Source organism: Anoxybacillus sp. J5B_2022, from assembly GCF_026847645.1.
GTDB lineage: Bacteria > Bacillota > Bacilli > Bacillales > Anoxybacillaceae > Anoxybacteroides.
On the sequence record NZ_JAPSMC010000053.1, the window covers coordinates 1 to 20,101 of the forward strand.

The following is a 20,101-nucleotide window of genomic DNA, read 5'->3' on the forward strand; positions in this document are numbered from 1 at the left end:
AAAAAAGAAAGCTTGATTCGTTCTTTCCAGCAAGAAATGAAACGAGCCAATCAACAAACATTTCCTGCGTATGTCGATTCCTTTACAAATTTATGGCAATACGAATTTGGAACGCTTGACGGACTGCCAAAAGACATTGAGCAGTTCGTGGCTAGTCGAGCGTTAGAATTAGAGTTAATGGAGTAGAAAATTTAGCGATAAAAAGGGTGTCCGTCGACAATCGACTTAGACACCCTATATTTTTGGTAAAAGGCGAACAAGTTCACGGCGCACTAATTTTTGTGAAGCAGTTCGCGGGAGTTGGTCGACGATATAAATTCGTTTTGGCAGCTTATAGGTAGCAAGCTGTTGCTTGCAAAAAGCAAGCAACTGCTCTTCTGTCACCGCGTAACCCTCTTTTACTTTCACAAACGCGCACGGCACTTGGCCCCATCGCTCATCCGCGATGCCCGTCACTCCTGCCTCTTCCACCGCTTCATGTGCAAGCAATGCTGCTTCAATTTCCGCTGGATAAATATTTTCCCCACCAGAAATAATTAAATCCGAGCGACGGTCCAACACATAGAGAAATCCTTCTTCATCGACATAGCCAATATCACCGGTGTACAACCAGCCATCACGAATCGCTTGTTTTGTCGCTTCCGGCCGATGTAAATACCCTTTCGTGACATTCGGTCCTTTCACCACAATTTCGCCCGCCTCATACGGTCGCGCCATCCGCCCGTCGATCTCAATACGAAGCTGTGCAGGAAACAGCGGTTTTCCAGCCGAGCCGAGCTTTGTCAAACTGTATTCCGGCGCCAATGTCACGATTTGCGAAGCTGTTTCCGTCATCCCGTACGTTTGGTACACCGGGATGTTTTGTGTACGACACGCTTCTAATAGCGGTTTCGGGGCTGGTCCACCCCCTAGCAACATACAACGAAACGTTTTAGGATAAACTCGTCCCCCTAAATCGTTCAGCATTTGCTGCAACATCGCACTGACAACGGACATCATCGTCACTTTTTCCTTCATAATGATCTCATTCGCTTTTTGGGCATGAAACGGATTCAACATATAGACACTAATACCGTAGATGACGCTCCGCATTAAAATCGACAAGCCGCTCACATGGAAAAAAGGGACTGCTGCTAACCAACAATCGTCTTCACGAAGCCCTAAATTTAACACCGATCCGACTGCACTCCACCAATGGTTTCCGTATGTTTGCAATACCCCTTTCGGCTTTCCGGTCGTTCCGGACGTATACATAATCGTCGCGGTATCATCCAGCGAATAATAGTGTTGCAGCGGCGCCTCATCTTGTGGAAGCTTTACTAATTCGCTGGCCGGCACCGTTGGAACGGTTGTTGCCTGTTGATACTCAACCCATTCGTCGTCCACAATCCACCATTTCGCTTGGCTATCTTGAAGTTGCCACACTAATTCGTGGACAGTCAATCGGACGTTTTGCAATAACACAACCGCGCCAAGATAATGAAGCGCATGAATCCATTCGATCATGTCTACGCTATTGCGCATTAATAAGGCGACGATATCGCCTTGCCGCACGCCGAAATGCGCCAATTTTCCTGCTTTTTGCACTGCTGCTTCATGAAGCTCGGCGAACGTTTTGCGGCTGTTCTCGTTGTAAACGGCCACGCGCGCTGGCGTTAAAAACGCACGCTGCATGAGCCAGTTTGGCAGTACGTTCACATTCATCCCTCCAATACAAAGAAACAGCTTGATGATATTCATCAAGCTGCTCGATTTGTTTACGGAAAACGCGGGAATTGTTTAAAGTCCGGCTTACGTTTCTCTTTAAACGCATCCCGTCCTTCTTTCGCTTCTTCCGTTGTGTAGAACAACAATGTCGCGTCACCCGCGAGCTGCTGAATGCCCGCTAGACCGTCGGAGTCCGCATTGAACGCTGCTTTTAAGAAGCGAATCGCCGTCGGGCTTTTCTCTAAAATTTCTTCTGCCCATTTGACCGTTTCTTCTTCTAACTGCTCCAACGGAACGACTTTGTTGACAAGCCCCATTTCCAACGCTTCTTGCGCATTGTATTGACGGCATAAATACCAAATTTCACGCGCTTTTTTATGGCCAACGATGCGCGCTAAATAGCCAGCACCGTATCCGCCATCAAAGCTGCCGACCTTTGGACCTGTTTGTCCAAAAATGGCGTTGTCCGCCGCAATCGTTAAATCGCATACAACATGCAATACGTGGCCGCCACCGATCGCATATCCTGCTACCATCGCAATGACCGGCTTTGGAATTACACGGATTAACCGCTGCAAATCCAATACGTTTAACCGCGGAATTTCATCGTCTCCGACATACCCGCCATGACCGCGTACCTTTTGGTCACCACCGGAACAAAACGCTTTGCCTCCTGCCCCTGTTAAAATGATGACACCAATTTTCGAATCATCACGCGCATATGAAAAAGCATCAATTAACTCTTGAACCGTTTTCGGACGAAACGCATTATGTACTTCCGGACGGTTGATTGTAATTTTCGCAATGCCGTTATACGTTTCGTACAAAATATCTTCGTACTGACGTTCTGCGACCCATTCAATTGCCATTCCTTTCGCCTCCTTTTTCGATAAACTCATTTACTATTTTAGCAAAAATCTTTGGCTGTTCCACATGAATTGCATGTCCGGCACAAGAAATTTTCGCTAGCTGTGCATTCGGCAACCGTCCGTTCATTTCCAATGCAATTTGGCAAAACTTTTCATCCCATTCTCCGCAAAGAAGCAATGTTGGAATGGGAAGACTGTTTAGCTGCTCCCACCAAGACGGCTGCTTTCCTGTCCCCATGCCTCTTAAACTGTTAGCCAGCCCCTTAGCGCTATGGCCTAACCGTTCACGGCGGATTTGTTCTTGTATTTCGCGTGGCAACCGTTTTTGCGTTACAAAAAGTGGAAGCTGCTCCCACTTCTCAATAAAAGCCGCTACTCCATGCTGCTCAATCTCCGCTGCTAACGCTTCATCACTTCGAATGCGCGCCATTCGTTCTTCTTCCGTTTTTAATCCAGGCGAGCTACTTTCTAAAATAAGCGTTTTAACCCGATGCGGATAACGAATGGCAAACGTTAGCGCTAGCCGTCCTCCCATCGAATAGCCAAGGACGTGTGCGTTATCTATATGCAGCTGGTCTAACAACTCATGAAGGTCTGCCGCTACGCTTTCGATTTCATACCGTTCTACTTCGTCCGGAAAATCTGTTTTTCCATGTCCGATGATGTCTACCATCACTAATGTTCGCTGCTTCCAATCAGATATGAACGGCTTCCATGTTTGAACGCTTCCGGTAAACCCGTGCAACAATAAAAGCGGTTCCCCTTCTCCCACTACTTCTACATAATAGGACACACCGCGAATCGAAATTCTCATCGTCTTCCCCTTTTTTCGAGAAATTCGGTGATTTCCTGGGAAACATAATTCCACAAAAAGCGATGTTTCGCGACATTTTCTTCCCGTGATGTACGTAGTTCGATGACGTGCAATCCTTCCGATCCGACCGACTGTTGTACATAATGGCGAAACTCGTCCCATGTCGCCACTTGACGATACTGTCCATCGTACATACGCACGACATGCTCAAACTGCAAATCCGTCGGTGTTCCGAATAATGCTTCGAAATGTTTTTTATGCTTTGCTTGTGGTAGGAACGAAAAGATGCCGCCGCCATTATTATTAATAACGATAATGGTAGCATTTAAACGATGGAGCTTAGCAGCGAGCAACCCATTCAAATCGTGATAAAAAGAAAGATCGCCAATCACAAGCACGAGCGGCTCAGCCACCACACTGGCACCTAGCGCGCTAGAAACGACTCCGTCAATGCCGTTGGCACCACGGTTCGCCATTACGCGAATTTGCTTATCATTCACCATAAAAAACATATCTGCGTCGCGAATCGGCATGCTGTTACCGACAAATAGTAACGACTGTTCCGGCAATAGCTCAGCTAATTCTATAAATACTTTTCCTTCAAACAGCGATTCTTCTTGCTTCACTTCGAGCAGCGCTTCTCTCGCAACTTTGTTCACATCTTGCCATAATTCCTTCCATTCGCTCGTTTTTGGACGAGGATCGCTCCATTGGACGAGCCGAGAGCAAAACTCGATTTCATCGCAATAAATCATGTGTGAAGCGGCATGCGTTGGCTCTCGCCAACCGTCCTCGCTATCAATAACAATTTGCGTAATGGCCGGATGACGTTTGAGCGTTAATAAAAGCGGCTTCGAAACTGGCATCGCCCCAAAACGAATGACCACCTCTGGTAACAAGCGCTCGGCAATCGCTTCGTCTTTTAAAATCGCATCATAACACTCTACAATCTCCTCTTTCGGATGCATCCCGCTGCGCAATTGCGAAAGCGGATCAGCTAAAATCGGATAGCCGAGCGTTGCCGCAAGCTCTGTTACCGCCTCGGCAAATCCCGGCTTGTCTAAGTCGCCGCAAACGATCCAACCCTTTTCTATCTTAGAAAGCTGTTCATATAATTGACGAAACTGCTCATCCGCCAGCGTTTTTTGACCGATCGTCACTTGAATACAGGCAGGCGCTTCTGCTTCAATTTGTTTCCACGTTTGCTCCGTAACCGTCGGCACAAGCGGCTCGCGAAGCGGAAAGTTTAAATGAACAGGCCCTTGGGGCGCCGTCATTGCCACCGCAGTTGCTCGTGCAGCCATCATGCGAGCGTAGCGCAACATTTCGCCCGAGCTTTCTGGAAGCGCCATTTCCATAAACCATTTCGCATGTTTTCCGTAAATATGAATTTGGTCAATCGCCTGTGGTGCACCGATATCGCGAAGCTCATGCGGACGGTCTGCCGTCAACACAATTAAAGGAACGCGCGAATAATACGCTTCCACCACTGCTGGCCAATAGTTGGCAACGGCCGTTCCTGATGTACAAAGAAGGGCAACCGGCTTTCGCCGCGCTTTCGCCATCCCTAACGCAAAAAAAGCCGCCGACCGTTCATCGATGTTCAAATGGATGTTCATGCCCGGATGTTCCGCCATCACAATGGCGAAAGGGGTCGAACGTGACCCTGGGCTGACAACGGTATCTTGCACCCCGGCTTTCACCAGTTCATCGACAAAGGCTGCCACATACAACGTTAAATCATCATTCATCTCGCTTCACCCCTAAGGCGGATAACATTGGTTTTAACTTTACCTTCGTTTCTTCGTACTCGCTCAATGGGTCGGAATCGCCAACGACCCCGCATCCGGCAAACAAGGACGCTTCGTTTCCTTGCAATAAGCCAGAGCGAATCGCGACGGCAAACTCTCCATTTCCGAGCGCGTCCAACCAACCGATCGGCGCAGCGTACCATCCGCGATCGAGCGGTTCAAGGGCACGAATCGTTGCCAGCGCCTTCTCTCGCGGTGTTCCCCCTAGCGCCGGGGTCGGATGGAGCCGCTCAACAAGCGAAACGAGCGAAACGTTGCGACGATTTTCCCCGACAACCGGTGTGTATAAATGTTGAATATCTCGCATTTTTAATAGTTGCGGTTTCGTTGGAATGTGGACGTTCTCGCACGCTTCCGCCATCGCTTCTTTGATCATTTCGACCACAAACTGATGTTCCTGTAAATTTTTTTCATCTTGCAACAGCCAATGACCAAGTTCTTCGTCTTCTCTTATCGTTTTGCCGCGGCGAATCGATCCGGCTAAACAAGTCGAATAACATATGTCCCCTTCTTTTTTGACAAGCTGCTCCGGAGAAGCCCCGATAAAACAACTGCCATTTTGTTCAAAAGCAAACAAATAGCTCGTCGGCTGCTGCTCGCGCAACCGTTCCAGCACTGAGCTAGCCTCTAGTCGACCCGCAAATGTAAAGCGCTCTTCTCGCGCCAACACCACTTTGGCAAAATCCCCTTTTCGGATACGGTCAATGACTTTTTCGACCGCCTCCATCCATTCCCGCTTCCTTCTTTCCTCGTATTGTATAAGCGGAGGAAGGGACGAAGAGAAGAGGTGCCCGTCATATAACATGGAAAATAATTGGCCAATACGCTCGGTTATTTCTTCATACTGTTGCGAAGGCAGCGTCACCGTAACCGTTGCCTTCCCCTTTTTCACGGACAATAGCACCGTCGGCACGATCAACTTCGCATCGGAAAAATGATGCCACTGCCCACTTTTCCGTTTGAGCGGATCAAACGAAAAACCGCCAAACAAAAGAGGGATGGCGTCTGTTCCGTTCGAATGAATCGCCGTCCTTTCGATAAAACGCTTCCATTCGTTTTCAACCGTCGCAAACCGCTGCTCATCCCCTTTTGCGACAATGGTGTATGTGCACCCTATCCCCACATAGATCGTTTCATTGAAACGGTCGGACCAATAAAATCGGCTCCTAAAGGAACTCCGCGCTCCGAGCATAAAAAAACGGATAGGGTCCACAGCCGGAATCGTTTCGCTCCAACTGACAAACGGTGCACTAGTTGATCTGGCAATCGCATTCCATTGTTCTTGAATTTTATGTTGAGATAAAATCGTCACTGTGATCCCGCTTTCTTGTGGTACTGAACTTTTTAGACAAATGCGTGAAAATCAATCGCCACTTTCCATTATATATAATAGGAAATAATTTATCTATTCCAAAAGGGTTGACACCTTCTCAACGTTTACCTACACTTATTTTGAACGTTTTTTGAACAACGCTTTTATTCTATCCTAATACGAGGGGTATGATTTATGCAATCACCATTACCGGCACAACAACCATCGGCCTTTAAATCGGAGCGCGATTGGCGCGTATGGTGGCGACTGACGCGTCCGCATACATTGACCGCCGCTTTCGTCCCAGTTTCCATAGGCACAGCTTTGGCTTTTCATGAAACAGAGGTTCATCTCTCTTTGTTTGTAGCGATGCTTGTTGCTTCCTTGTTTATCCAAGCGGCGACAAACATGTTTAACGAATATTATGATTATAAGCGCGGGCTCGACTCGGCGGAATCTGTCGGCATTGGCGGAGCCATTGTTCGCGACGGCATTCAACCGAAAACCGTGCTCATGCTTGCGATTTCCTTTTTTGCCGCGGCGATGCTCATTGGTGTATATATTTGCATGAACAGCAGCTGGTGGTTAGCGGCCGTCGGCACAGTTTGTATGGCAGCAGGCTATTTTTACACCGGTGGACCTATTCCGATCGCCTATACACCGTTTGGCGAGCTGGCAGCTGGCTTCTTTATGGGACTTGTCATTATTTTAATTTCCTTTTTTATTCAAACCGGTGAAGTCACCGTTGTTCCTGTTGTCGTATCGATTCCCATCGCTATTTTAGTTGGCTCCATTTTGTTGGCCAACAATATTCGCGATCTTGACGGAGACCGAAAGCACGGTCGGAAAACGCTTGCCATTTTAGCCGGACGAACGAATGCCATCCGAATTTTAGCCAGCATGTTTATCGTTTCTTTTGCGTGGATAGTAGGACTTGTCGCTCTCCACATTGTTTCGCCATGGACGCTCCTTGTTTTTCTAAGCATTCCAAAAGCAATCACTGCCGCAAAAGGATTTATCGGCAAAACAAAGCCGATCGAAATGATGCCCGCCATGAAAGCAACGGCGCAAACGAATACGCAATTCGGTTTTTTGTTGGCGCTCGGCCTTTTAATCAGTCACTGGCTGTAAACACGGTCAAATCGACCGTGTTTTTTTTTGTTTTTCGTCCATACTACATGATAAAGGCTAATAAGGGAGGAACTCTCATGTTAACAGACGATCAACAAGCCGCCTTACAGAAACGGCTTCTTAAAGCCAAACAGGAGTTGGAAGAACGGCTGAACCACAATGATCATTTCGGCATGGAGCGAAGTCACGCTCATGATTCCACTGGGGAATTAGCAAGTTATGATAACCATCCAGCAGATGAAGCAACGGAACTGTATGAACGAGAAAAAGATATTGCTCTTCATGAGCATGCCGAACGGGAGTTAAACGACATTAAACGGGCGCTTCAGGCGATCCAAGCTAGAACATATGGCCGTTGCGAAATATGTGGGCAACCAATTCCATATGAACGGCTCGAAGCGCTACCGACGACGACTTTTTGCAAAGAGCATAGCCGTGATCAAATTGTTTCGCACCAGCGCCCACTCGAAGAAGGAGTGCTATTGCCTCCGTTCGGAAAATTTGATTTTGACGATCAAGATGCCGTCATGTACGATGCGGAAGATGCATGGCAAGAAGTTGCCCGCTATGGAACATCGGACACCCCATCGGACTTATGGCAATATGTTGATCATTACAACGAAGCCTATACAGAAGCAGAGGAACCGGTCGGATATGTCGAGGCTTTCGAAAATTTTGCCGCTGTTGACTTATACGGACACCCGTTAGCGATTTACCCGACACGAGAGCATGAACAATTGGAAGCGATTTTAGATAGGGAACAAATCATGTCGAACATCGGGGACTTGCGAGCGTATGAAAAAGAGCCGTATACCGAAGCAAAGACTCGTGATTAAGACCGTCCTTGGATGGTCTTTTTCAAAAGATAAGAAAGTATAAAATTTTGGGTCTACCACGGTTCATAATCTTCATAAAAGGGGAGCTGTCTAGCTCCAAGCGCCATCGGCTCGAGTCGCTCCGCCCCTTCTTTCGGCGGCGACACGCTGAATTCACTTCTTTGAAATATCCCACGCAAGCCCAAGCTTTGCTTGGGCTGAGCCTCCTCGGTGGGGCTTGTGCGATCTTCGCCGATAGGCGGGCGCTTTGCGCTTTTCTTATTTCCGTCTAACTCCGTTCTGCCCCCCTCTCCGTCGTTTCTGCCGGAAGAACGTTTAACTTCAAGAGCTAGGAATCGCCTTCGCTTTGTGTGAAACAAAAAGGAATAATCATACGTAATAGAGAATACATACGAGTAAACTAATCATAGAGGTGAAGAAAATGAATGCACACGAAATTGATTACAAGCTATACGGCGATGATATGCAGTTTGTCGAAATTGAATTAGATCCACAAGAAAGCGTCATTGCCGAAGCAGGCGGCATGATGATGATGGAAGACGGCATTGAAATGGAAACCGTTTTTGGCGACGGATCCAGTTCGAATAAAGGGTTTCTCAACAAATTAGTCGGTGCCGGCAAACGGCTGTTAACGGGGGAAAGTTTATTCATGACCGTGTTTACGAATCACGGAACGAGCAAACGGCGCGTTTCGTTCGCTGCCCCGTATCCCGGTAAAATTATTCCGGTAGATTTAAGTGAACTAGGCGGAAAAATCATTTGCCAAAAAGATTCGTTTCTTTGCGCCGCCAAAGGCGTATCGGTCGGCATTGATTTTCAACGCAAACTCGGCACCGGCTTTTTCGGTGGGGAAGGGTTTATTATGCAAAAACTTGAAGGAGACGGTCTTGCCTTTTTGCATGCTGGTGGGACGATTTATAAACGAGAGTTGAAACCGGGAGAAAAATTACGTATTGACACCGGCTGCCTCGTCGCTATGACGAAAGAAGTCAACTATGATATTGAATTTGTCGGCAAAATTAAAACCGCCTTTTTCGGCGGCGAAGGGTTGTTTTTTGCAACTTTAACAGGACCAGGAACGGTTTGGGTGCAGTCGTTGCCGTTCAGCCGTCTGGCAGACCGCATTATCGCGGCTGCTCCAAGCGCCGGGGGCCGTTCAGTTGGCGAAAGTAGCATTTTAGGGTCGATTGGCGATTTGTTGAATGGAGATGATTGATAGTACGCGGAGGGCGCTAACAGCCCCTCCGCTTTTCGCTATACAAGCGGTTTGATCTTCCAAGTGTCATTCGCGTATTCTTGAATCGTTCGGTCGCTTGAAAAATAGCCGGAATGAGCGATGTTAATAACGCTCATTTGCAACCAATGATCACAGTTTTTATACGCAGCTTCCACCCGCTCCTGCGCTTCGGCGTAAGCCGCAAAGTCACGCAACACAAAATATTCATCGTTTTGCATTAATAATGAATCGTAAATCGGCTCAAAGTGGTCGTGCGCATCTGAGAAAAACCCGTTTACTAGTTGATCGACTACTTGTTTAATCCGCCGGTCATGATGATAATATTCATGCGCGCGATATCCGCCATTTTGGTAATAATCTAACACTTCTTGAGCTGTTAAGCCGAAAATAAAAATATTTTCCTTCCCAACCGCCTCTAAAATTTCGATATTGGCCCCGTCTAACGTTCCGAGCGTAATCGCCCCGTTCATCATAAATTTCATATTGCCGGTGCCGGATGCTTCCTTGCTGGCGGTTGAAATTTGCTCACTGACATCTGCGGCAGGAAAAATCTCTTCCGCTAACGATACGCGGTAGTTTTCTAAAAAAATCACTTTGAGCCGGTCATTCGTTTGCGAATCTCGATTGACTTTATCCGCTAATGAATTAATGAGCTTAATAATTCGTTTCGCATAATAATATCCTGGAGATGCTTTTGCCCCAAAAATAAACGTGCGCGGATAAATGGAAAAGCTCGAATCTTCTTTTAGCCGGTTGTAGAGATACATAATGTGTAGCACGTTAAGCAACTGGCGTTTATACGCATGAAGCCGTTTCACCTGCACATCAAAAATGGACGATTCGTCTACGGTGATGCCGGTTTGTTCGTAAATACGTTTTACAAGCATCGTTTTGCGTTTTTGTTTCACTTTGCCTAGTTCATCACGAAAGGAAGCATCGTAAGCATACGGCTTTAAATCTAGCAATGTTTCTGGCTCCTTAATCCAGCGGTCACCGATTGCCCGCGTAATTAACGACGAAAGCTCGGGATTCGCTTTTAATAGCCAGCGGCGATGAGTAATGCCGTTCGTTTTATTGTTAAACTTTTGCGGAAACACTTCATAAAATAACTTCATTTCACGATGTTTTAAAATTTCGGAATGCAGTTTCGCTACGCCATTGACGCTGTAGCTGCCCACAATCGCTAAATGCGCCATTTTCACAAGCCCGTGCGCGATAATCGCCATCTCTTCGATTCGCTTCCATTGCCCGGGATACCGTTGCCAAAGCTCGCGGCAAAACCGCTCATTAATTTCTTCCACAATCATATAAATGCGCGGAAGGAGCGGTTGGAAAATGCGAATCGGCCATTTTTCTAGTGCTTCCGATAATGTCGTATGATTCGTATAAGAAATTGTATTTGTCGTAATGTGCCACGCCTCTTCCCAGCCCATTCCTTCTTCGTCTAATAGCACCCTCATTAGCTCTGGAATCGCCAACACAGGATGCGTATCGTTCACATGAATCGCTACATACTCATGCAGCTGGTACAAATGCCCGTATTGCTGGCGATGAGCGCGGACGATACTACCGATGCTAGCTGTGACAAGAAAATATTGCTGCTTCAACCGCAAAATTTTTCCTTCATCGTGCGTATCATCAGGATATAAAAATTCGGAAATGGCCTCCGTTTCCCGCTTATATTGCATGACGTTTTTATAAGTCGGAAATGTTTTCGCTGGCTCCGCGCTCCAGAGACGAAGCGTATTCACCGTGTTCGCCCCGTACCCGATCACAGGCATGTCATACGGAACCGCCATGACTTTTTCGCTATCGACATGGCGAAACGTTAGCCGTCCCCCCTCATAAGAAACATCGACTTTTCCCCAAAAATTCACTTCAACCGCCAAATCTTCTTTTCGAACTTCCCACACATTTCCATGTCTTAACCATTGCTCTGGCAGTTCTACTTGAAAGCCATCGACAATTTTTTGATCAAACAACCCGTGTTTATAGCGAATACCGTACCCATGCCCCGGTAAATTAAGAGAAGCCAACGAATCTAAAAAACAAGCAGCAAGGCGACCAAGACCGCCGTTTCCTAGTCCCGCGTCCGCCTCGCTCTCTTCTATTTCCCTTAAATCGATCCCGAGATCTCTCAATCCTTCTTCCACGACATCACGAATGCCAAGGTTTAATAAATTGCTACCAAGAAGGCGACCAAGCAAAAATTCAATCGACAAATAGTACACTTTTTTATGATTGTTCGCCCGGCTCCGCTCATTCGTGTGAATCCAGTTTTGGCTTATATACTCGCGAACCATATTCCCTAACGTCTGATATTGATCGCGCACGGTTGATTCCTCAAACCTTTTCCCATACATCATTTCTAGCTTTTTCAAAAAAACCGTTTTAAACTCTTCTTTGTTAGAGAACACGACTCCCACTCCCAGCCATTAATTCATCGTAAAGCTGATTGTACTTAAAGGCGGACTTTGCCCAGCTGTAATCACGGCTCATCGCCGCTATCATTAATTTTTCCCACACTTCTTTTTGATAATAAAATCCAAGCGCCCGCCGAATCGTATAAAGCATATCATGCGCATTGAAGTTTTTAAAACGAAAGCCGTTTCCTTCTCCAGTAAATTCATTAAATGATTGTACCGTATCATTCAGCCCGCCGGTTTCACGCACGATCGGAATCGCACCATACCTTAAGGCAATTAACTGCCCAAGCCCACACGGCTCAAATTGCGAGGGCATCAAAAACAAATCCGCGCCGGCATAAATTTGGTGCGCCAATTCCTCATGAAAGCCGATATACGCTTTGACTTGGTTAGGGTATGTAATAGCCATCTCATTAAAAAAGTGCTCAAACTCCCAATCACCGGTACCGAGAACAATAAATTGAACGTTCTCCGCAATGATCTCATGAAACACACATTTCACTAAATCAAGACCTTTTTGCTTTGTTAAACGTGTGACCATCGCGATAATCGGCACATCTTCCTCGCTCGGCAGACTAAACCTTTGCCGCAGCGCCTGCTTATTGATCTCTTTCCGTGCAATCGTCGTTTGATCGTACGGAACAGCGATATACCGATCTTTTTTCGGATTGTACACTTCATCGTCAATCCCATTTAAAATCCCGACTAAATCGCGTTGGCGTGCCCGCAACAGCCCATCTAACTTTTCTCCATAATATTCTGTTTGAATCTCTTCTTTATACGTCGGGCTGACGGTTGTAATCATATCACTCGCTACGAGCGCCGCCTTCATAAAGCTGACGTTCCCGTAAAACTCCACATGTTCGATCGTAAAATAACGGTCGCTTAAATTCAGCAAATCCCCTAAAATTTCACGCGGAAAAATGCCTTGAAATTGCAAATTGTGAATCGTAAATACCGAGCGCATATGTTGGTAAAACGAATTCTTTTTATATTCCTCCCGTAATAAAAACGGAATCATTCCTGTATGCCAGTCATGGCAATGAATAATATCAGGCTGAAACGAAATCGCAGGCAACGCGTCTAACGCTGCTCGACAAAAATAAGAAAACCGTTCTCCGTCGTCATAATGGCCGTATAAACGGTCGCGTTTAAAATAATATTCGTTGTCGACGAAATAATAAGTGACTCCTTCATGCTCTAGCATTTCAATGCCGCAATATTGTCGTCTCCATCCGACGCGAACGATCAATTGTGCCACTTTTTTCATTTTAGTGCGATACATTTCTGGAATCGTGCCATACTTCGGCAGCATCACGCGAATATCGGTTCCAAGCCGTTTTAACTCTTTCGGCAGTGCCCCTGCTACATCCGCCAACCCTCCTGATTTCACAAACGGTACACATTCCGAAACAACAAATAACACTTTCACCGGTTCATCAACGCTCCTTGTACAGTGCCTTTGCGAACGACAAATGGACGCCGTTCTGTCCCAGCTATTTTCACATCGTTCTCCACTTTAGCATCTTTGTCAATAATCACATGATCTAATTCGCATCGTTCCCCAATTTGCGTCTTTTGCATAATTACACTATTTTTCACTACCGCTCCCTTCCCGATTTTCACGCCGCGAAACACGATGCAGTTTTCCACATGTCCTTCGATCACACAACCGTTCGCAATCATCGAGTTTTTGACAACCGCGCTCGCAGTGTATTGAGTTGGCGGCTCATCTTTTACTTTCGTATAAATTGGACGCGATTTCACAAACAATTGTTTCCATATCTCCGGATGAAGCAGCTCCAAACTATGGCGGAAATAGCTCTCGACGGAGTCAATCACCGCCACATAGCCGTGATGCTCATAGTGACAAATGTTCAGTTGGTGAGACGGATCACGAACAACATTGACGATGCTGTTGTAGCCTGTTTGTACACGGTTGGCAATTAAGTCTAGCAACAACGACGTTTCTAAAATGAACATTTCGAGCGAACGGCCTTGATGGCACACTTCTGTAATATCACACTGATTCGCAATATGCCGCTGTAAAACTAGCTGGTAGTCGATATTGCAAATCGTATAACTATTGCAAATGAGCGCATACTTTTGTTTACTTCGCAAAAAATAATCAATATGTTGTTCAAAATGCTGAAATGCTCCAAGATGCGGAGACGGAATATGCAAATCCGGTGACGGAAAGAAAAAGAGTCCGTCCCGCTTTCTATTTAAATCCCAATTTTTCCCTGAACCTAAATGATCCATCAATGACCGATATTGATATTTCGGAAAAATCGCGACGCTTTCGATTCCCGAATTGACCATATTCGATAAAACAAAATCAATAAGACGATACCTCCCCGCAAATGGGACCGCTGCAATGGAACGGTGCGCTGCTAGCTCATGAATCGGCTCCATATATGTGGTCGCATCAATCACGCCTAACATCATTTTATTCACAGTTACTCATCCTTTCTCGATCGTTTCCGACCTCTGTTGTTCGAGCCATTCTTTTGTGACAAGGATAATTTCTTCTCCGGACAGAGACGGGCGAATAATCGTTCCTGCTGGAATTTCCAATGCTGATGGCACAATCGCTTTTTCAATATATACATTTTCGCCAACGATGGCGTCTGGCATCACAACACAATCTTTCACCATTGCTCCTTTTTGAATGTGTACCCCTTGAAATACAACGGAATGCTCTACACTCCCTTCAATTACGCACCCTTCATTCACAAGCGAATTAACAACAGATGCATGAGAAGCGATGTATTGCGGCGGCTGATTTGGGTTAACGGAGTAAATGCGCCACGCATGATCAAATAAATTTAACTCGCTTTCTAGGTTCAACAAGTCCATGTTTGCTTCCCATAAGCTTTTTACCGTTCCGACATCTTTCCAATATCCTTTAAATGGATAAGCAACGAGCCGCTTCCCTTCATTTAACAATAACGGAATCACATCTTTTCCAAAGTCATGACTGGAATGTGGATTATCGTTATCAATTTCTAAATATTCCCTTAAAATCGGCCAGTTAAAAATATAAATCCCCATCGACGCCAAGTTGTTTTTCGGCAATACCGGCTTTTCCTCAAACTCGACAATTTCCATCTGCTCATTCGTATTCATAATGCCAAAACGGCTCGCTTCCGACCATGGCACTTCAATAACCGAAATCGTCACATCTGCACCTTTTTCGATATGATAACCGAGCATCTTGGCATAGTTCATCTTATAAATATGATCTCCAGAAAGAATGAGCACATAATCGGGATCATATTGCTCAATATAATTGATATTTTGGTAAATCGCGTTCGCCGTTCCTTCATACCATTTGACACCCGATGCTTCTGAGTATGGAGGCAAGACCGTCACACCGCCGTTTCTTCGATCTAAATCCCACGCGCTGCCGATCCCGATGTAAGAATGCAATAAGAGCGGCTGATATTGTGTTAACACCCCGACTGTGTCAATCCCGGAATTCGTGCAATTGCTTAACGTAAAGTCGATAATTCGGTATTTCCCTCCAAACGGAACAGCGGGCTTGGCAAGCTGTTTCGTTAACGAGTTTAATCGGCTACCTTGACCGCCGGCCAACAACATGGCGATGCACTTTTTCTTTACCATCCTCGCTTCTCTCCTCTCGTTTTCTCATTGGACGCAACACAGCAATTCCGAACGGCGGGATTGTCATTTGAAGATGATATGGCTTTCCATGAAATGGTTCTTCTATTGCAACGAGCGCCTTTTTATTCACATATCCGGATCCACCAAAAGCGGTGGCATCGCTATTGAACACCTCTTTGTAAGTCGCTCGCGACGGAACCCCGACTTTATAGTCATGGTACACAATCGGCGTAAAATTACATACTACAATCAATAGGTCACTCTCTTTTTTTCCTTTGCGAACAAACGAAAAAATGCTTTGCTCTGCGTTATGAACATCGATCCATTCAAATCCTTCTGATGAATGATCCAGTTCATAAAGCGGTTTATAGCGTTTATAAAACTTCATTAATTCTTTCACATACTCATTCATTTTTCGATGCATCTCAAAATCAAATAGCATCCAGTCTAATTGCTCTAAATCTTTCCATTCATCAAACTGCCCGAATTCACTGCCCATAAACAACAGTTTTTTGCCTGGATGTGTCGCCAAATATCCGTATAACAAGCGCAGTTGCGCAAATTTTTGTTCATACTCTCCCGGCATTTTGTTCAATAATGATTTTTTTCCGTGCACTACTTCATCATGGGAAAATGGCAAAATAAAGTTTTCTGAATAAGCATATAAAAGCGAGAAGGTGACTTTATGATGCAAAGATTTTCGTTGCTCCGGTGTGGCTTCCATATACGTTAAAATATCGTTCATCCATCCCATATTCCATTTATAATTAAACCCTAGTCCTCCTTCATACGTTGGAGCAGTAACGCGCGGCCAGTCCGTGGAATCTTCTGCAATCATCAAGACTGAAGGGTCATAAGCAAAAACGACCTCATTTAGCTTTTGCAAAAACTCGATGGCGTACGGATTTGGATGAAGGGCATCGCTGTTCGGCCAATACAACATATTCGCGACAGCGTCCACGCGAAAGCCATCAATATGAAAATATTCCAGCCAAAATAAAGCGTTCGAAATAAGAAAGCTTCGAACCTCCCGTTTGCCTAAATCAAAATTCGCCGTTCCCCATACAGGATTTTCCCGATCTTGTATATTGGCATACTCATACGTCGGTTCGCCGTCAAATAGGTAAAGTCCATGGGCATCTTTGCAAAAATGACCAGGGACCCAATCTAAAATCACACCAATTCCGGCTTGATGGCAGCGGTCAACAAACGCCATAAAATCATGTGGATTACCGTAGCGACTTGTCACGGAATAGTATCCGATCCCTTGGTATCCCCACGAACGGTCGAGCGGATGCTCAACGAGAGGAAGCAGTTCGATATGAGTAAACCCGTGATCGACGATATATGGAATCAATTCATCGACCAATTCTTGGTAAGTATAAAAACTCCCGTCGCGTTTCTTTTTCCAAGAACCTAAATGAAGTTCGTAAATAAACATCGGTTGGTCATAGATTGGTTTTCTTAATTTTTTTCGCTGCCACGCTCTATCGTTCCATTTATATCCTTGTAGCGAATAGACAATGGAAGCAGTACGAGGGCGCAGCTCTGAATAAAACGCATACGGGTCTGCTTTTAACAAAACATCTCCGTTGCTTGTGACAATTTCATACTTATATAAATGCCCTTCTAAATTTACTGGAACAAAAATCGCCCATACACCCTGCTCGCTTACTTTCACAAGCGAATGATCGCTCCCATTCCAATTATTGAAACTCCCTACGAGCCGAACTTCACGTGCATGAGGAGCCCATACACAAAACCGTGTTCCTGTTATCCCCTTTTCTTTTATGACATGCGCTCCAAATAACTCATAGCTTTTATATAGGCTTCCCTCATGAAACAAATGAACTTCAAAATCTGTTGGGGTTGTAGCGATCAAACGGCATCGCATCCTTTCCTTTAAGTTTTACAGTTATTCTATATATTCCACATCCTCCGATAAATTCCTTGAACAAAAATGTTTATATTTTTTGACAACTTTCAACACGCATTTTACAGAAAATGATCAGTTGCATTTTTCATCTAGATTGAATATACTTATATTAAATATTTAATTATAATAATTATAATTAAAATAATTATTTATTTATAAAAAGTATAATTATTTAATTATAATTATTTTAAAAAGAGGTGCGATATGACTCAATACGATTATCATCATCTTCCACACACAAAAAAGCAGAGTAAATCAAAAAAAGCGCTTTGGATTACGCTTATATTAACTTTGTTTTTTACGTTTGTCGAAATTGCAGGCGGTCTTTTTTCCAACTCGCTCGCCTTACTTTCTGATTCTGCCCATATGGCTTCAGATGTGCTAGCACTCGGCCTAAGCATGATTGCTCTTTATTTAGCTTCACGGCCGCCTAACAAAACGTTTACATTCGGGTATTTGCGGTTTGAAATCATTGCTTCGTTCTTGAATGGATTAGCTCTCGTCATCATCGCGATTGGGATTTTTGTAGAAGGGATTCGGCGGTTTATTCATCCAGAACCGATCGATTTTGCATTGATGTTAACCATCGCTTCGATCGGGCTCGTTGTCAACATCGTACTAACAATTGTTCTTAGCCGGAGCACAAAAGAAGAAGAAAATTTAAATGTAAAAAGTGCGTTATGGCATTTTATCGGCGACCTTCTTAGTTCAATTGGAGTCATTATTTCGGCAGTCATCATCTACTTCACAGATTTTTACGTGATTGATCCGCTCATTAGCATGGTGATCGGCGCGATTATTTTTACAGGGGGAGCGAAAATTACTCGTGAGTCGTACTTCATTCTCATGGACTCCGTTCCGCCACAATTTGATTTAGATCTCATTCGTGCCGATATTAGATGTATTGAAGGAGTAGAAGACGTACATGATATGCACATTTGGTCCATTTCTTCTGACCACTACTCACTCACAGCGCACGTATTTATTAATGAGCATGTTCAGCCATTTTGCGTCATTTTAGCAATCAATGAAATGTTAGAACCTAAGTACGGGATTAAACATGTGACCATTCAAATCGAGCACGCATCGTTCCATAATCACGGGGAATACGGAAAAAAATTTCTTCTCGAGCAAAACAACAAAGGGACTTCGCTTTCTACGTAAAGCAGAAGTCTCTTTTGCATAAAATAAAAAATCACTATGCTACGTGCATAGTGATTTTTCGATGACCCGTACGGGATTCGAACCCGTGTTACCGCCGTGAAAGGGCGGTGTCTTAACCACTTGACCAACGGGCCATATTATTAAAACTGGCGGAGAAGGCGGGATTTGAACCCGCGCGCCGCAAAAACGCGACCTAACGGTTTAGCAAACCGTCCCCTTCAGCCACTTGGGTACTTCTCCCGATGGCTCCGCAAGTAGGATTCGAACCTACGACCTACCGGTTAACAGCCGGTTGCTCTACCGCTGAGCTATTGCGGAATGCTTTTAAAAAATTGTTCATTCAACAAAACATCATCTTTCTGATGCATTTCTACTGCCTCTTCCTCTCCTAGCTTACTCGAAGAGGAGGGGTGCGTCGAGGCAACTCGCAGTTTATTCACCGATGCATCGCTCGTCGCTGAGCTATTGCGGAATATCATAAAGGAGATGGGCCTAAGTGGACTTGAACCACCGACCTCACGCTTATCAGGCGTGCGCTCTAACCAGCTGAGCTATAGGCCCGTCTTTTAAAAGCGGGTGATGGGAATCGAACCCACGACATCAGCTTGGAAGGCTGAGGTTTTACCACTAAACTACACCCGCATATTTTATATTACTATCATCATTATTCTCGCCACGCACTTCCCATGCCTCTTCCTCTTCCAGATGATTCGAAGATGATGGATGCGTCGAGGCAACTCGTAGCAAATTCACCGTTGTGTCGCTCGTGGCTGAGGTTTTACCACTAAACTACACCCGCATGTTGTATGTTATTTATGGGGCGACTAGTGGGAATCGAACCCACGCATGCCAGAGCCACAATCTGGTGCGTTAACCACTTCGCCATAGCCGCCACAAAATTTGCTGGTGCCGGCTGCAGGACTTGAACCCGCAACCTACTGATTACAAGTCAGTTGCTCTACCAATTGAGCTAAGCCGGCGTAACAAAATTTAAAAACGCTATTTTGTAAATCACTCAGTATTATCGTCGTCCCGCTCTCAGTATGCCTAATCAAGCTGCTGCTCGAGCGGTACGCTGTAGCAATTTCACAGAAGCTTATTCGGGCGTGCTCTACCAATTGAGCTAAGCCGACAAACGTAAATGGTGGCTCGGGACGGAATCGAACCGCCGACACAAGGATTTTCAGTCCTTTGCTCTACCGACTGAGCTACCGAGCCGTTATATAATATC

At 45.3% G+C, this 20,101-nt stretch carries 15 protein-coding genes and 8 tRNA genes; 5 read left to right on the plus strand and 18 right to left on the minus strand.

Going from position 1 to position 20,101, the window contains the following annotated elements; translation table 11 throughout:
- The coding region (locus M4I42_RS13105; RefSeq protein ID WP_268852570.1) for a hypothetical protein at positions 1–186 on the plus strand (186 nt) is incomplete at its 5' end.
- Between the two features lie 48 nt (positions 187–234).
- Here M4I42_RS13105 and M4I42_RS13110 read toward each other — a convergent pair.
- From M4I42_RS13110 to M4I42_RS13130, 5 genes are read right to left on the minus strand one after another with little or no spacing between them, the layout of a single operon-like run.
- The gene (locus M4I42_RS13110) at positions 235–1,698 is read right to left on the minus strand and encodes an o-succinylbenzoate--CoA ligase (protein ID WP_442864113.1); all 1,464 of its coding nucleotides are present in this window, start codon (positions 1,696–1,698) and stop codon (positions 235–237) included.
- 59 nt (positions 1,699–1,757) lie between these two features.
- Positions 1,758–2,576 carry a 1,4-dihydroxy-2-naphthoyl-CoA synthase gene (menB, locus tag M4I42_RS13115; protein ID WP_268852572.1) on the minus strand — a complete coding sequence of 273 codons (819 nt, stop codon included), beginning with the start codon at positions 2,574–2,576 and terminating at the stop codon, positions 1,758–1,760.
- On the minus strand, positions 2,566–3,390 hold the full coding sequence (gene menH / locus M4I42_RS13120) for a 2-succinyl-6-hydroxy-2,4-cyclohexadiene-1-carboxylate synthase (RefSeq protein ID WP_268852573.1): 825 nt from the start codon (positions 3,388–3,390) through the stop codon (positions 2,566–2,568). Before menH ends, menB begins: the two co-directional genes overlap by 11 nt.
- The gene (gene menD, locus M4I42_RS13125; RefSeq protein ID WP_268852574.1) at positions 3,387–5,141 is read right to left on the minus strand and encodes a 2-succinyl-5-enolpyruvyl-6-hydroxy-3-cyclohexene-1-carboxylic-acid synthase; all 1,755 of its coding nucleotides are present in this window, start codon (positions 5,139–5,141) and stop codon (positions 3,387–3,389) included. Before menD ends, menH begins: the two co-directional genes overlap by 4 nt.
- Complete coding sequence (locus M4I42_RS13130) at positions 5,134–6,513, minus strand: isochorismate synthase (protein ID WP_268852575.1); 1,380 nt, start codon at positions 6,511–6,513, stop codon at positions 5,134–5,136. The genes menD and M4I42_RS13130 overlap by 8 nt, the downstream gene beginning before the upstream one ends.
- Positions 6,514–6,708: 195 nt before the next feature.
- Here M4I42_RS13130 and M4I42_RS13135 point away from each other — a divergent pair, with 195 nt between their 5' ends.
- From M4I42_RS13135 to M4I42_RS13145, 3 genes are all read left to right on the plus strand, one after another.
- The gene (locus M4I42_RS13135) at positions 6,709–7,644 is read left to right on the plus strand and encodes a 1,4-dihydroxy-2-naphthoate polyprenyltransferase (RefSeq protein WP_268852576.1); all 936 of its coding nucleotides are present in this window, start codon (positions 6,709–6,711) and stop codon (positions 7,642–7,644) included.
- Between the two features lie 77 nt (positions 7,645–7,721).
- On the plus strand, positions 7,722–8,480 hold the full coding sequence (locus M4I42_RS13140; protein WP_268852577.1) for a yteA family sporulation protein: 759 nt from the start codon (positions 7,722–7,724) through the stop codon (positions 8,478–8,480).
- A gap of 421 nt (positions 8,481–8,901) precedes the next feature.
- A complete protein-coding gene (locus M4I42_RS13145) occupies positions 8,902–9,696 on the plus strand; it encodes a TIGR00266 family protein (RefSeq protein ID WP_268852578.1) in 795 nt (264 codons plus the stop codon).
- Positions 9,697–9,734: 38 nt separating this feature from the next.
- Here the strand turns inward: M4I42_RS13145 and M4I42_RS13150 are convergent, their stop codons facing one another.
- The 5 genes from M4I42_RS13150 to glgB are packed head-to-tail and all read right to left on the minus strand — an operon-like array spanning position 9,735 to position 17,664.
- Positions 9,735–12,134, minus strand: a complete 2,400-nt coding sequence (locus M4I42_RS13150; RefSeq protein WP_268852579.1) for a glycogen/starch/alpha-glucan phosphorylase — start codon at positions 12,132–12,134, stop codon at positions 9,735–9,737.
- Positions 12,124–13,575, minus strand: coding sequence for a glycogen synthase GlgA (gene glgA / locus M4I42_RS13155; RefSeq protein WP_268852580.1), 1,452 nt, complete (start codon positions 13,573–13,575; stop codon positions 12,124–12,126). Before glgA ends, M4I42_RS13150 begins: the two co-directional genes overlap by 11 nt.
- Positions 13,572–14,600 (minus strand): glucose-1-phosphate adenylyltransferase subunit GlgD, encoded by a 1,029-nt coding sequence (glgD, locus tag M4I42_RS13160; RefSeq protein WP_268852581.1) that lies wholly within the window; start codon positions 14,598–14,600, stop codon positions 13,572–13,574. The genes glgA and glgD overlap by 4 nt, the downstream gene beginning before the upstream one ends.
- 6 nt (positions 14,601–14,606) lie before the next feature.
- Positions 14,607–15,770, minus strand: a complete 1,164-nt coding sequence (locus M4I42_RS13165; protein WP_268852582.1) for a glucose-1-phosphate adenylyltransferase — start codon at positions 15,768–15,770, stop codon at positions 14,607–14,609.
- Positions 15,721–17,664 carry a 1,4-alpha-glucan branching enzyme gene (gene glgB, locus M4I42_RS13170; protein ID WP_268852583.1) on the minus strand — a complete coding sequence of 648 codons (1,944 nt, stop codon included), beginning with the start codon at positions 17,662–17,664 and terminating at the stop codon, positions 15,721–15,723. Before glgB ends, M4I42_RS13165 begins: the two co-directional genes overlap by 50 nt.
- A 246-nt stretch (positions 17,665–17,910) precedes the next feature.
- Here glgB and M4I42_RS13175 point away from each other — a divergent pair, with 246 nt between their 5' ends.
- Entirely contained in the window at positions 17,911–18,870 is a 960-nt protein-coding gene (locus M4I42_RS13175; protein WP_268852584.1) for a cation diffusion facilitator family transporter, read from the plus strand.
- 62 nt (positions 18,871–18,932) lie between these two features.
- Here M4I42_RS13175 and M4I42_RS13180 read toward each other — a convergent pair.
- The 8 genes from M4I42_RS13180 to M4I42_RS13215 all read right to left on the minus strand — a co-directional run bounded on the left by M4I42_RS13180 (position 18,933) and on the right by M4I42_RS13215 (position 20,088).
- A tRNA-Glu gene (locus M4I42_RS13180) sits at positions 18,933–19,004 on the minus strand.
- A gap of 13 nt (positions 19,005–19,017) precedes the next feature.
- Positions 19,018–19,110 (minus strand) — tRNA-Ser (locus M4I42_RS13185).
- Between the two features lie 3 nt (positions 19,111–19,113).
- A tRNA-Asn gene (locus tag M4I42_RS13190) sits at positions 19,114–19,188 on the minus strand.
- A 169-nt stretch (positions 19,189–19,357) separates the two neighbouring features.
- Positions 19,358–19,431: transfer RNA gene (locus tag M4I42_RS13195), tRNA-Ile, on the minus strand.
- 10 nt (positions 19,432–19,441) lie between these two features.
- Positions 19,442–19,512 (minus strand) — tRNA-Gly (locus tag M4I42_RS13200).
- Positions 19,513–19,686: 174 nt separating this feature from the next.
- Positions 19,687–19,762: transfer RNA gene (locus M4I42_RS13205), tRNA-His, on the minus strand.
- Between the two features lie 12 nt (positions 19,763–19,774).
- Positions 19,775–19,850: transfer RNA gene (locus M4I42_RS13210), tRNA-Thr, on the minus strand.
- Between the two features lie 162 nt (positions 19,851–20,012).
- A tRNA-Phe gene (locus tag M4I42_RS13215) sits at positions 20,013–20,088 on the minus strand.
- Positions 20,089–20,101: the final 13 nt, after the last annotated feature.

What these genes read in the sequence shown, in the direction of transcription:
- M4I42_RS13140 (WP_268852577.1), top strand. Translation starts at nt 7,722, where the DNA reads ATGTTAACAGACGATCAACAAGCCGCCTTACAGAAACGGCTTCTTAAA.
- menH (WP_268852573.1), bottom strand. Translation starts at nt 3,390, where the DNA reads ATGAGAATTTCGATTCGCGGTGTGTCCTATTATGTAGAAGTAGTGGGA.
- M4I42_RS13165 (WP_268852582.1), bottom strand. Translation starts at nt 15,770, where the DNA reads ATGGTAAAGAAAAAGTGCATCGCCATGTTGTTGGCCGGCGGTCAAGGT.
- M4I42_RS13175 (WP_268852584.1), top strand. Translation starts at nt 17,911, where the DNA reads ATGACTCAATACGATTATCATCATCTTCCACACACAAAAAAGCAGAGT.
- menB (WP_268852572.1), bottom strand. Translation starts at nt 2,576, where the DNA reads ATGGCAATTGAATGGGTCGCAGAACGTCAGTACGAAGATATTTTGTAC.
- M4I42_RS13145 (WP_268852578.1), top strand. Translation starts at nt 8,902, where the DNA reads ATGAATGCACACGAAATTGATTACAAGCTATACGGCGATGATATGCAG.
- menD (WP_268852574.1), bottom strand. Translation starts at nt 5,141, where the DNA reads ATGAATGATGATTTAACGTTGTATGTGGCAGCCTTTGTCGATGAACTG.
- M4I42_RS13135 (WP_268852576.1), top strand. Translation starts at nt 6,709, where the DNA reads ATGCAATCACCATTACCGGCACAACAACCATCGGCCTTTAAATCGGAG.
- glgB (WP_268852583.1), bottom strand. Translation starts at nt 17,664, where the DNA reads ATGCGATGCCGTTTGATCGCTACAACCCCAACAGATTTTGAAGTTCAT.